Origin of the sequence: Acidovorax sp. HMWF018 (genome assembly GCF_003061035.1) — a bacterium.
GTDB lineage: Bacteria > Pseudomonadota > Gammaproteobacteria > Burkholderiales > Burkholderiaceae_C > Acidovorax > Acidovorax delafieldii.
The window spans coordinates 1-11,554 of the sequence record NZ_QAIM01000604.1 but is presented as its reverse complement, the minus strand read 5'-3'; the positions used below and the strand labels follow the sequence as shown (position 1 = coordinate 11,554).

General features: G+C 58.0%; 11 protein-coding genes. 5 read left to right on the top strand and 6 right to left on the bottom strand.

The genetic code is table 11. The features are described 5' to 3' along the window. Positions 1-703 precede the first annotated feature (703 nt). The 4 genes from DBR23_RS25765 to DBR23_RS25755 all read left to right on the top strand — a co-directional run bounded on the left by DBR23_RS25765 (position 704) and on the right by DBR23_RS25755 (position 3,522). Positions 704-1,072, top strand: coding sequence for a hypothetical protein (locus DBR23_RS25765; RefSeq protein ID WP_199227804.1), 369 nt, complete (start codon positions 704-706; stop codon positions 1,070-1,072). Beyond that, positions 1,069-1,674 carry a hypothetical protein gene (locus DBR23_RS29450; RefSeq protein WP_133246266.1) on the top strand — a complete coding sequence of 202 codons (606 nt, stop codon included), beginning with the start codon at positions 1,069-1,071 and terminating at the stop codon, positions 1,672-1,674. Before DBR23_RS25765 ends, DBR23_RS29450 begins: the two co-directional genes overlap by 4 nt. 130 nt (positions 1,675-1,804) lie before the next feature. Continuing rightward, a complete protein-coding gene (locus DBR23_RS25760; RefSeq protein ID WP_108499984.1) occupies positions 1,805-2,077 on the top strand; it encodes a hypothetical protein in 273 nt (90 codons plus the stop codon). A 473-nt stretch (positions 2,078-2,550) separates the two neighbouring features. Continuing rightward, the gene (locus DBR23_RS25755; protein ID WP_146191452.1) at positions 2,551-3,522 is read left to right on the top strand and encodes a hypothetical protein; all 972 of its coding nucleotides are present in this window, start codon (positions 2,551-2,553) and stop codon (positions 3,520-3,522) included. A gap of 157 nt (positions 3,523-3,679) precedes the next feature. Here DBR23_RS25755 and DBR23_RS25750 read toward each other — a convergent pair whose 3' ends face one another. Genes DBR23_RS25750 through DBR23_RS25735 form a run of 4 tightly spaced genes read right to left on the bottom strand, consistent with a single transcriptional unit; the run spans position 3,680 to position 5,495 of the window. Beyond that, a complete protein-coding gene (locus DBR23_RS25750) occupies positions 3,680-4,210 on the bottom strand; it encodes a chlororespiratory reduction 6 domain-containing protein (protein WP_108499982.1) in 531 nt (176 codons plus the stop codon). 16 nt (positions 4,211-4,226) lie between these two features. After that, positions 4,227-4,805 (bottom strand): RES family NAD+ phosphorylase, encoded by a 579-nt coding sequence (locus DBR23_RS25745; RefSeq protein WP_108499981.1) that lies wholly within the window; start codon positions 4,803-4,805, stop codon positions 4,227-4,229. A gap of 13 nt (positions 4,806-4,818) precedes the next feature. After that, the gene (locus DBR23_RS25740; RefSeq protein ID WP_060985853.1) at positions 4,819-5,289 is read right to left on the bottom strand and encodes a hypothetical protein; all 471 of its coding nucleotides are present in this window, start codon (positions 5,287-5,289) and stop codon (positions 4,819-4,821) included. Positions 5,290-5,312: 23 nt separating this feature from the next. Next, positions 5,313-5,495 carry a hypothetical protein gene (locus DBR23_RS25735; RefSeq protein WP_069105820.1) on the bottom strand — a complete coding sequence of 61 codons (183 nt, stop codon included), beginning with the start codon at positions 5,493-5,495 and terminating at the stop codon, positions 5,313-5,315. Between the two features lie 529 nt (positions 5,496-6,024). Between DBR23_RS25735 and DBR23_RS25730 the strand changes: the two genes are divergently transcribed. Further along, positions 6,025-8,400 carry a tyrosine-type recombinase/integrase gene (locus DBR23_RS25730; protein WP_146191450.1) on the top strand — a complete coding sequence of 792 codons (2,376 nt, stop codon included), beginning with the start codon at positions 6,025-6,027 and terminating at the stop codon, positions 8,398-8,400. Positions 8,401-8,415: 15 nt separating this feature from the next. On the opposite strand, the gene DBR23_RS25725 is transcribed toward DBR23_RS25730, so the two are convergent. Together DBR23_RS25725 and DBR23_RS25720 are read right to left on the bottom strand one after the other, a co-directional pair. Next, complete coding sequence (locus DBR23_RS25725; protein ID WP_108499979.1) at positions 8,416-9,462, bottom strand: tyrosine-type recombinase/integrase; 1,047 nt, start codon at positions 9,460-9,462, stop codon at positions 8,416-8,418. A gap of 326 nt (positions 9,463-9,788) precedes the next feature. Next, positions 9,789-11,432 (bottom strand): hypothetical protein, encoded by a 1,644-nt coding sequence (locus tag DBR23_RS25720; protein ID WP_108499978.1) that lies wholly within the window; start codon positions 11,430-11,432, stop codon positions 9,789-9,791. Positions 11,433-11,554 lie beyond the last annotated feature (122 nt).

The window sequence follows — 11,554 nt, the reverse complement described above, 5'->3', positions numbered from 1 at the left end:
AGGCGATTTTGAGGGGTTGACTTTCAGGATACGGAAAAATGCGGCTACAGCCGCTGAACAGGTTCGGACGCTGGGGAGTATTTCAGCAGCCTGCTAGTTCGTCTTTGTTCATTTCGGGGGGTAGATCCATCTCTTTACCGTGTATGGAGATACCCGGTACATCCATCCACGGGGCCGTACTGCTCAAAACACACTTTTTTCGGGATGGAGATGCCGGTCTGGTCCATCCTAGTTGGATGAATCCACCCATCCTATAGCATCCTCAGGTGTAGGCTTGAAAAAGTGTCAATCCTAATAGGATGGATTCAGGGTGCCAATCCATCCTATTAGGATGCACAGCTTTTTGGACTTTTCATGTCGCAGGGAGCGGAGGGGGTTGGGTCTCTTTATGATCCATTATTTGCCGTTCCATCCTAATAGGATGAATCCACTAGGTCAAAGAGCCGCTGGAACAGCTGATCTTGCAGTCCGCATAAAGAGGGGTGTGAATTCATCCTATTAGGATCAAGAGGCGTAAAATGATGAAAACGTCGTTTTGTCTGCGCAATTCGTTGAAGTGAGTCATTAGTCACTCTGTACTGCTACGAGACCGTCCGACGCCAGGCGTATTTGCTGCGACTACGCTGCGGTTGACCGGCGACAAGAATTGCACGTAATTGCATTAAGTGTCTAATGGAGTGCGATTAATTGTGAAGTTTATGTAATGAAGGTGGGAGCGCAAGCGGGAACTTTTATTTCCGAAGAGCACGGAGCAAAAGTGAGTGTCGAAACGCTCGGAAATGCAATTCACTCCGGCAAGGAAAGCATCTTGCTCATGGGTGAGCGTGTCGAACTTGCTCCTTTCCTCAAGAAGGCAAGTGAAACTCTTTCCTCTGTCGAAGCCACTTCGATTCAAAAGGCTCTCCGCGTGGAAAGTATGTCTCCTGACGTTATTGTTCTGGTCGGCGGTGGATCTTCCTTCTTCCAGCAGGCAATTCAGGAGGCATTCCCGCGCCTGAAAGTGGTATCGCCTAAAAATCCTGTGCTTTCGAATGCGCGTGGATTTTGGCTGCTCGGCGGTGCTTCTGTATGAGCGGCAAAAGCCTGAAAGTCGTTGTCGAAATTAACGAGGCATACCCGATTTTGCATAGTGCTTTTGCGCGGATTCCGGCTAATGTCAGATCAGAACGGCTTAGGGCTTTGGCAATGATCGGTATGTACCTTGAAAGCGGATCAGAAACTTTCAGGGGCATTCCGGTCAACATGGGGGTTGTTGACGGGCAGCTCGAACCGATCCAGTTCGCAGTGTTTATTGGCGAAACACAACCCAAGTTGCTAGATCAGTTGAGCAGTATTTCTAAGCGCGCTAGAGCCGAACGTTTGAGGATATTGGCACTTCTGGCGCTCTATTCAGAGACGGGGAAACTCGTAGTAGACGGGAGTAAGCCAGCAATACAAGCATCTATGGCGGCGGAGCCTGGATCTCAGATTTCGTCGGACAGCCCACGCTCAAGACAACCTGCGCTACCGACGAATGTAGCTGACGTGGAGTCTCTTCCGAAGCCTGTTGACCCGGTAAAGGAGATTGCAGGTAGTCCAAGCAGTACCGAATTGCCTCCAGTTGCATCGCCTACGACCGACGCCAGTAATAGGGTTGGCAAAGGCGTTCGAAGCTTTGCACGTTCTTTGGGTTAATTGAATGAATGAAGATCTGAAAAACACTCAGTCCGCAAGTCTTGGCTCTTGGACTGTGGGCATACCCCCAGAGGGAGTCCGAGTCGCCATGGCTTGCCGTAAGTGGTGCGGTATTCACAATGAGCGGTATGTGGAGGTCATTGCCCACGACCCTTCGATGTACCTTGATTCCCTCGGCCTGGAAATGATGATGAAGCCATCGGTTACCGTCATTTATGGCAGTGTTTTCACTCAGGGGAATACCACCTGCATCCTCAATGAACACGGAATGCCAGTAGGCGCATATCCCAATTCCATTCTGGCCTGGACCAGAGTACCTGAGGATTTACTGCAGAACCTGCAAGCTGCGGTCTTGACAGACCTGGCCGTGGGACTCGCCAGCAAGCGCGCCAAATCTTCGTAGGCAGGCCTGTTTCTGCGGAGCGCGTATGCGTCAAGAGTTTGTTCGTGGAAAACGCCGGTACATCCTGAGCCTGGATGTTGATCTATTCGATGCCTGTGTAATCAACCGCCATTGGTACGGCGAGACAAATCGCCGTCATGGACGCAGACAGGAACTATTCACGGACCTGGATCTGGCCAAGGTCAGATTCACCGTAGTACAGGCATACCTATTGAAAAGGGGCTACGAGTATCCACCGACATTTGTTTTGAGTGAAGGGCTAGGGTAGCATGAGCGTTCTGATCCTTTGATCGGGGTTTGCGAAAAACAGCGCTCTCACATTACGCTCGCTTCTTTGCCAAAGGGCTGACCGGTGGTCAGCCCTTTGTTTTTGGGCGGGCAGCGTGAACGACTTCACCGAATTGGACGCCAGCGGGGGGTCTGTTGAGCACGCTCCGGGCTAAGCTCGCCACTTCCCCTTACCGTCCAACCCAATGAAACTTCCTGTCCTCTTGCCCTTGGTGTCAGCCGCAGCTTTGGTGCTGACCGGTTGCGGTGAAACGACCGTCGAAGACGTGCGCAAGGTCTACGGCGCCATGAGCGATGCAAAGCTGCAGGCCGAGGCCCTGCACCAGCGGGTAGAGTGCCGCGCGGCGACACAGGATTCGGACAAGCCAGGATCTCCGTGCAGCCGCGCGAACCTCGCGGAGGAGATGGCTGAATCTCGTGGGTGGTGCTGGGGGCCCTACGCCGCCGCCAACTCGGACAAGTCTTGGCTACGCTGCACCGATGACGTGACGAAATCGGCGCAGGCCAAGGCAACCTGGTTCGCCGCGACCCAAAGCGGCTCCTGTCGTGAGTCCAGCCTGATCGAAGCCATCAGCAAGGTGCTGGAGCACGAGGGTCCGTGGAATGTGAAGACCTCGTTTTCGAAGGAGGGCTTCTTCGACGTGTCCAGCCAGCTCAAGGACGGTACCAGCTACAAGGTGCGGCTGTACCCCAGCTGCGGTTCGGCTCAGATGGTCTACATCGCCAAGCCTGGTGATGAGGGTGGCGTGTCGGTTGCCGCGCCCCTGGGGATGTCGCCCAGAGATGCTGGTGATCTCTATGGCTTCGATGTCCGCAACTGCAGTGCCTATTCGTTTGGAGGCGGTATCGGGTGTGGCATGGGCTACCAGGCCGGCATGCCGCCGCCCATCCGCTTGAGCGACGGCTTCATTCCCTGCTCGGTGGATCGGCCCGTGCAATTCGACTTCCAGCCGCGCCGGGGCATGGTGGGTGTCACCTGCAGCGTCACGGCCGAGGACATGTCTGCGTTCGAGCAGCGGATGGCAGGTGCCTTTGGAGAGCAGCAGCGGGCGTCAGATGGAAGCCGCCGATGGCAGCTCGGTGGCTACACGGTCGGCAGTGTGGAGGTGGTCGTTTTGGGAAAGACGCTGCGGCGTGTGTCCGTCTACCAGGACTGACCTTTTCGCTCGGGTGATCCTGTCGTGGGTTCGGGCGACAGGAATCTCCTTTCCGCCCAGATTTCTCATCCGTTAGGTGTTTCTTGTCGTGGCCCATGCACCCTGAGGGGGTGATCCAGCATCCCATCGGCTCGCCCACGGCCCCGGATGACGGTGGCTATGGAACCAGCTCAGCGCACGCGCTCTCGCATGAAGCTTCGGCCTCGCTTTCGCTGATTCCGAACGCCTCGAACATGGCGTTGCCGCGCTGAAACAGGTCAGCCATCTGGGCAGCAAGCTCATGGCGGTCAAGAAACTCGGTCCCTGTACTGCTCCCCCGGCGATGGATCTTGACCTTGCACAGCAGTGCCAACAGCAAATGGATCGCCCCTACATGCCTGTGCAGGAACCACATCCAGTGGGGCCACTCTTGGGCGAGTCGGGCAAAGAAGGCGCGCACCTCGGGGATTTCCGCCAGTTCACGGTGGTCAGAGTCGTAACCCAGCACCTGAATCACCAGGCACTCTTGGTAGCGAAGGGCCGTCTCTCGGGACTCGGCGATTGCGTGCAGGCGCTCCAGCGCGCTCGCGATGTTTCCGGTTTCAATCTCGCGCTTGGAGATCTCCAGCACCAGCAGCGCGTCACCCTGGAAGGCGGCGAGGCCATCGGCATCGGTTCGCACTACTGATGGACGCGGGGTCATGGGCATGGGTTGCACTCCTGATTCACGAGACGATGGCTACTTGAGAGCCCAGAGCTGCGCGCAGAACACTGAGGTGGAGGCGATCACTGCCGGGTTGCACGAGCGGTGTGCTTGATACCTTGGTCATGCTGGCCACGCCGCGTTCGAACAGGCAGATGCAGGAATGGTAGGGGTGCTGCGCGGATGCGTACATGACCCCATGGGCACCGGCCTTCCGGGCGTCGGCGGCAAAGGCTTGTGTGGCCTCGTAACGCAGGGATTGCAGCACAGGGTAGTTCTCCTCCAGCCCGCGCAGATCGACAAGGCGCATCCCTGCTGCCGTGCGAAAGGCGACCAGTGAGCGTTGCCGGAGTTGATCCAGGGTGTAGCTGCGCGTGTCCCGCCGAAAAAGCGCCTCGTAGCACGAGGTCTGCTCGCTATCGGCGAGGTAGGCGGTGGGTTCGTCGGACAGATCGAAGCGGCCGGTGGGAACACCGAAGGGCGGGAGGATGAACCCGCGCGTGCGCACGCTGTCTTTGCGCCAGCTGGTGCGCTGGATGCGGTGCCAAGTTTGGCGGTCGGGAAGTTCAATGAATGGCGGATTGAGGTCTGTCAGGTTCATGGGGCGAGGTCATTCAGTGAGCCTCAGCCGTTGCCAATGCCAGGATGTGTTTCGCTGGGACGCCCTGCTCAAGAGCGGCGCGCGGTGTCTGGCCGTCCAGCGCCGATGCCGGCGTCTCCAGGAAGGTGAGCACCTGCCAGCCATCGGACGCGCCAAGGGCCGATGCCAAGGGCTGCAGGATGGGCCACAGGTTGGGTTCGAACTGCCAGCGTGGCAATTTGAAACCCCGGCGCAGGTGGGAAACCCCGATGCAGCGGCGCGACTTGATCCAGGCGTTGATGGTCACCCGGCTGGCGCCCGCCAGCAGTGCAGCGTCGTCGGTCGTGATCATGTCGTCGGCTTCCATGCGCTCGCGGCGGTACTGCGCCCCCGAGCGCAAGACAGCGGCAGACTGGGCCGCTGTCGCGTAGGGATCAGGAGACGCCTGCGAGAGGTCTGGGGCATTGCGGTGGGCAAACGGTGAGGAAATGGACAGGGTGTTCATGGGGATTTCAAACCGTGGTGCGCTTATGGCGCGTTGCGCAGGTTGGGCTTTGCCGCCGAGAAGAAGCCAGAAGTAGATCCGTCGCGAAGGTCGGTGTTGTTGCGGCGCCGTGCGCTCAGGCGCGCACCACCGCCCATCTTCGGGAAGCGGACTTCCAGGCGTTCGTGGCTGTACCACTGCGAGACGCGACTCGACAGAGTGCTCATCGGGTAGGAAAAGGGGTGCCATGTGCATGACCTCCGCATCGTCTGATGCACGGCCAGGAACGCTTTCATCATGGCTACCGCAATCCTCTACGGTTCGAACGGAACCACGCAGCCGTTGCGGCGAATGATCGCGTAGTGATCTAGCGCTGAAGGCGCTCTGGGCAGACTCGGGCCGTCTATACAAACAAGCATTTCGATCTCCTGTGGTCACGCGGCCGACATCCATCGGCCAGGCCGTGCTTCCATGGGGAAATGTACATCGCTCCTGAAAACTTCGCAAGATTAGATAGCTACGTTGAATTGAGTACGTCTGATCAATCCGTTAACTTCGTTAAGTTTTTGGCGCTTCGGAATCGTTTTACATTTAATGTGTACTGTCCCATAATATCCATTATGGAGCATTAAACGAGACTCAAAAAAAGAGGAGGGGACATCCCGCTCCTTTTTCGCTTAGTTGTTCCGGCTGGGCTGGCGCTGCGGCCAGTTGGCCAAGCCGCCAGTGCACGAGGACAATTCGTCTTTCAAGGTCATGACCCACTCTACGCCCGAAATTCCTGAAACGCAACCGCCCGCCGAATCCGGCGCCCTCGCCGAGCCCGGAAAACTGGCGGTGGTGGATCTGGACGGTGGCCAGCCGCTGGAGCCCGCGCAGCGCGTCAAACCGGCTCGCCGACGCGGACGCCCACCAGGTTCGCAGACCCGGATCGCCCACAACAATGCGACGGCCGACGAGTTCGCGATGCTGCGCGCCATCGCCCAAGGTGTGGATCTCACTGTAGCAGCTCGCCAGTACATGCTGTGGCCGGGTCGTGCGCCCGAGCGTCCAGCGCTCGTCAAGAAGTACCAGGAACTTTTGGACCGGATCGAGGCTGCAGCCAACGGCATCGAGCAGTCCCAAGAGGCCCGCGCTATGGTGAGGGTCCTCAGGGACCACCAGGCCATAGTGAGCGCAGTGCCGGTTGGGTCACCCGGTAGCAACACCGAGCCTCCAGCGCCCACCAGTGGACAAGTGGACATCGCCGTGCAGGCCCAACCCGTGACGGTGCAGGCACCCAAGGTGCTCAGCTTGGAAGAGTTCGCGGCCCAGTTCGACCCGGACATGTTCTCGGAGGCTGAGCTGATCGAGCGGTACGAGGAGGCCCTGGCAGAAGCAAGGGCCGAACCTGCTCCTGACCTGGCACCCTCCCCGAGTCAGGTAGAGATCCCCCTCGCGCCCGAGACCAAGCCCTCATTGCAGACCGGGGCGGTGCAGCTGCTTCAGGCAGGCCGCAGTGCGGCCGAGCGGATGGCGGATGTCTTGCATGCGATCAACTGGCTGGATGAACACCTGGGCACCAAGCCCGAGCGCGCTCACCGCGTCGAACAGTGGGTCGTAATGTCCGGTAGTCAGAAGGAGGCCCTTGGCAAGGCGGGCGTGATCACGCTGGGGAACCTGGTGGACTGGATCTCGTTGAAGGGCGACCGCTGGTACGACGAACTGCCTGGCTACGGCGTCAGGCGGGCAGAAAACCTGCTGGCGTGGCTGCATCGCTGGACGCTGACGCCGGCACCAGGTCTTTCGCGACTCCCCGCGCTGGCCAACAGCCGTGAACTGCAGATCTCTTCGCCCTACGAGATGCAGCCGTTGACATCGATGCTGTGGCCAGAAGAATTGGACGGGAGCGACGGAAAGTTCCGGGCACTCACCGCCAATACGATGGAAGCGTCGAATGATGTTGAAGCGGTACAGGCGTGGTTCAGAAAGATCCAGCAAAAGTCACCCCACACCCAAGAAGCCTATCAACGGGCCATAGAACGCTTGATCCTCTGGGCCATTCATGAACGCAAGCGGGCGCTGTCGTCCCTCACGGAAGACGATTTCTTTGCGTTCAAGAAATTCCTCATCAACCCGCCAGAGCATTGGGTGCAAGTGGCCAAAGGCACAAAGCAGAAGTACACCGATGGATGGAGACCTCTGCGTGGCCCCCTCAACGCCCAGAGTCTGAACGTGACTTTTTCCGCCGTGCGGGCCATGTACACGCACTGGAAGAAATCAGGGTACATCAGTGCCAACGCAGCCCTGGCGGTGGACGGGCAAAAGCGGGATGAGGTGACGATGGATGTGTTCCGATCCTTCACGGAGGCTGACCTGCAGGTTGTGGGTGACACGTTCGCAGATCTACCGGATGGACCCGCCAAGCGCAGGCTGCGCGCCCTGTTTCGGCTGATCGAGAACGCTGGGCTGCGACGGGCGGAAGTGGCGCAAGCGCGGTGGGCCCATGTGCAAACCGACCGAGCCCTGGAACGTGGCGTGGAGTCCCGAGTGTTGGAAGTCTTGGGCAAAGGCATGCGCAAACGCACGGTCCCCCTGAACACGGCCACGATGCAAGCGCTGCGTGAGCACCGCAAGGACCGCGAAGAGCTGATGGCTCAGGGCAAGCTCGCGCTGTTCACCCAGGTCAAACCTGAAGACCAGCCGCTGATCGGCGTGCTGGATGATCGATGGATCTCCACCAGAGACAAGGGATTGGCCATTGAACGCGCGCAGATGGCTTTGCGCTCCAACAAGGCGCTGCCCACCATCGAGATCGAACGCGAGGCCGAGGTGGGCAAGATCAAGTACACGGTCAATGAGCATGGGGCCTTGTCCAGTCACATGCTGTACACCATCCTCAAGAGCTTCTTCAAAATCTGCTCCGACAATGCCCACGAGATGGCGGGTGAAGGGAAGGCGCCCTTCATGCGGGCTTCGACCCACTGGCTGCGCCACACCTACGCGCACAAAGCGCTGGAGGCGGCTGGTGGAAACCTCAGTGTGGTGCAGGAGTTGCTCGGGCACAAGAACATCAACACCACCGCTATCTATGTGAAGGCCGGCATGGGAGAGCGCATCAGGGCGGTGGACAAGATGAAGACCAGTATCTGAGCCCCAGCGGGTTGCTCAGGCCAACCGCTGGAGAACGGGGCGCAGCGGTTCGTCGTCTTTTCGGCTGGACGCGCGTGCGAGTTCCAGGCGGGGACCGTCAGGCAGATGCAGGCGAAGATGCAGGAGCCCCCGGACGTTTTTGAGACCGGCGCGAAGTGCCACTTCCGGCTGGGGCATGCCAGACAGCATCCATTGCACCAGCCTGGTGTTCCTGACGATCTGCGGCCCAGCGCGAACCGGGTCATCTTGGCCAGCAGATCGACTGGCAGCAAGCAGGTGCGCGCGCACGAGCACCAGCAGGTTTTCGTCGGTCATCGGCTTGCCCGTCTGCGAGCTGAAAAGTGCCGGTGCCAAAGCGTGCTTGCCCGCTGTCGCCTTCACCTGCAGCCAGGATTTGATGGCCGAGCGCACTTCGTCGGACACGACCATCGTGCGCAGTTGGTTGACGCCACCCGAGGTGATGCGGATCGAGGCGCCCTTCCCTGCCCCGCCGTCTACGAAGGACTCGACTGTGAGTGCGCGGATTTCAGCCGAGGTGAGCCCCAACTCAAAGAGCACCAGCAAAAGCGCTCGGTTGCGGATGTCGATGGCCTTCAGGCCCGCATCATCTTCGGCGCCATCTCGAAGGATCTTGAAGCACTGCTCCCAGACAACGGGCGACAGGATGGCCCCCTTGGGATCTTCAGAGGGAGGCTTTTCCTTGTCGGCAATGCCTGCAGCAGGATTTTCTGCAACCAACCCGCGCTTCACAGCGTAGTCATACACCCGCTCCAGCAGGCGCCAGTACCGACGCTCGGTGATCACGCTGATTTTGGTGTCGCCGTTGGCGCGAGTCTCGATACCGGAAGCGAGATAACCCTTGACCAGTACGGGGTCTGCATCAGTCCAGTGAACCCACCTGGGGTTTTCCTTGTCCCCACCGGTTGTCAAAAACTTGGTCCACGATATCCAAAAGTACCTGTAGAAAACAAAGTCGTTGATGGCCCGCTGGTCATCATTCGCGCAATGCTCTAGCCATTGCTCGAAAAACTCATCTGCGCTCAATTCGACTTTGGAATTCATGATCAACTGAATTGTCGTGACTTATTGTGCTATGAGCAATTGCGAGAAGACGACAGAGGGTCCATCCGCTGTTGCAAAAGCGCTTCGGGTAAGAGCCTCAATTGACCTGTAAGATTGCACGCAATTGCGGGTGTTGTGCAGTGCCCCTATTGCGATCAATGCTTTGATTTAGTTGTAACTCCCTACAACTGACGACCTATCTAACGCCGGGAATGGCCGGTGCATGTAATCCAAAGTTTCTTATTACTGGTACAGGCGAAAAAAACCGGCGCCCACGTAAGTGGTGCGCCGGTTTTATATTGGTAGAAAAAGCAACAATCAATAGCTTAAACGCAATCGAAAAGAGCTGCTTGGGACTCATAAAGCACAGTGCAGCGAGCCTTGAGTTCATCAACGCTGCGCTGGCCATGAAGATCCTTTGACTGCAGCCATTGGCTACGCCTCAGGATCTCGTCCATCATGCGGCTGTGGCCAAGTCCATTGGTGAGGATGCCTAGCCGCTGGTATATGCGGTACCCTTCTGTCCAATCCGGGTTGTCGTCACGACAGTAATCCCGAATGTAGTCCTCCGCAAGAAAGGCCAGGAAGTCCATGGCTCCATCTTCGTCCACGGCGAGCTTACGCCCCTCCTCGTAGTCGCAGACAAGAGCCCCGTTCTTCAACGCCTTCAGCTTGATGTCACAAGACTCGTGATGCAACTCCATGAGCGGATCTCGCATTCCAGCCATGCTGTTGATACCCGTCACTTGATACCAATCCTCGCCGACGAAAATGCGGCCGACTCTTGGTACTGGTGATGGTGGCATATAAGGCACTTCAGGCGCCTGCTCGTACATCCGCCGATCCACAACATCAAAGTAGGTCTTGATGGCCGTGAAGGGGGGGAAAAATGCACTGGCAGACCATTTGGCGTCAATGAGGATCAGCTGAGCAGCCGAGATGATCGGTACACCTGACAGCCTCTCAGCAGTCAGGGTGTAAATCAGTAGTTTGCGTAACGTCTCCGGTGTGAAGGCGTCGGCAACTACTTCAATGTGACCATCCTTGGCAATGGTGCGTCCAAGATGATTCCGTAGTGACCAGTCGTATTGAATGTTCACCAGGTATGTTCTGAGCCGATTCAACGGCTTCAGTTGTCCGTACTTGGTTGGGTTCGACTCGACCAATTGCTCGGCAGAACGATCAGTCTTCCCAGCCCGAGTACATGACCAGCAGCCGCTGCGCGTGGAACAGGGAGTCGAAGAGCCCCGTACTGCATCAGCAGAGAGCACCACGCAGCCGCCGCCGGCGTCTCGGTAAAACTCGATCACCTCAGAAAAGTCCGAGTAGGACTCCAATAAACCTGCAGCAGCATAGCCAAGGGTTTCCCACACATCGTCCGTGCTGAACGAGAAGATGGGTGTCAACCGAAGATCTCCATCAGAGTTTGACCAGATCCCATCCCCATGCTCGCGCCTTGCGGCAATTCGCACGTCGCGCGCTGCAGATTCGCCAGAACGAACCCCAGTCATCACGACAGGTCTATTCCAGCCCTTGTGGCCGTCAGCCTTGATCATTGCCTCTTTCAGCAATCGCTGGCCCACGTCAACTTTCCATGACTGACTACAGTCCATCGTGGGGGATGACGGATAGGTTGGAAGGGCTCGCCCCGTGAGTACGCGCCCAGGCCAGCTTGAGTTCAGATCCGGCTCGCCCGTTAGCACAATGAGTGTGAAGTCGTGCTTTGCAGCAAAGGCTTTCATCTTTGTGAGTTCGGCCATCGCCAAGGCTGCGACAACAGGATTTTCAACCCCGGTAGAGCTGTGAGTCACATAGATCGGCGGGAGGCTGAGCCCCCTACGCCGATAGTCCGCAGCAACTGTGAGCAACAAGCAAGCCGTCGCGCTCGAATCCTTGCCCCCGCTGTACGCCAAAACGGCAATGTGTCGTTCATCAAACACCTCGCGGATGAGCCGCATAGCGCGGTCCATTGGCTGTTCTCGTGAGAACTGGACCAGGGGGTCTCCTCGTTTTCAGTGCAATAAGTGACGGTACGCAAAGCTAGCACTGGCGCGGGGGTGGTCTGGGTAGACCGTTGATTTCATTGACTTTC

What these genes read in the sequence shown, in the direction of transcription:
- DBR23_RS25730 (WP_146191450.1), top strand. Translation starts at nt 6,025, where the DNA reads ATGACCCACTCTACGCCCGAAATTCCTGAAACGCAACCGCCCGCCGAA.
- DBR23_RS29450 (WP_133246266.1), top strand. Translation starts at nt 1,069, where the DNA reads ATGAGCGGCAAAAGCCTGAAAGTCGTTGTCGAAATTAACGAGGCATAC.
- DBR23_RS25755 (WP_146191452.1), top strand. Translation starts at nt 2,551, where the DNA reads ATGAAACTTCCTGTCCTCTTGCCCTTGGTGTCAGCCGCAGCTTTGGTG.
- DBR23_RS25765 (WP_199227804.1), top strand. Translation starts at nt 704, where the DNA reads ATGAAGGTGGGAGCGCAAGCGGGAACTTTTATTTCCGAAGAGCACGGA.
- DBR23_RS25735 (WP_069105820.1), bottom strand. Translation starts at nt 5,495, where the DNA reads ATGAGCACTCTGTCGAGTCGCGTCTCGCAGTGGTACAGCCACGAACGC.
- DBR23_RS25745 (WP_108499981.1), bottom strand. Translation starts at nt 4,805, where the DNA reads ATGAACCTGACAGACCTCAATCCGCCATTCATTGAACTTCCCGACCGC.
- DBR23_RS25750 (WP_108499982.1), bottom strand. Translation starts at nt 4,210, where the DNA reads ATGCCCATGACCCCGCGTCCATCAGTAGTGCGAACCGATGCCGATGGC.
- DBR23_RS25725 (WP_108499979.1), bottom strand. Translation starts at nt 9,462, where the DNA reads ATGAATTCCAAAGTCGAATTGAGCGCAGATGAGTTTTTCGAGCAATGG.
- DBR23_RS25740 (WP_060985853.1), bottom strand. Translation starts at nt 5,289, where the DNA reads ATGAACACCCTGTCCATTTCCTCACCGTTTGCCCACCGCAATGCCCCA.
- DBR23_RS25720 (WP_108499978.1), bottom strand. Translation starts at nt 11,432, where the DNA reads ATGGACCGCGCTATGCGGCTCATCCGCGAGGTGTTTGATGAACGACAC.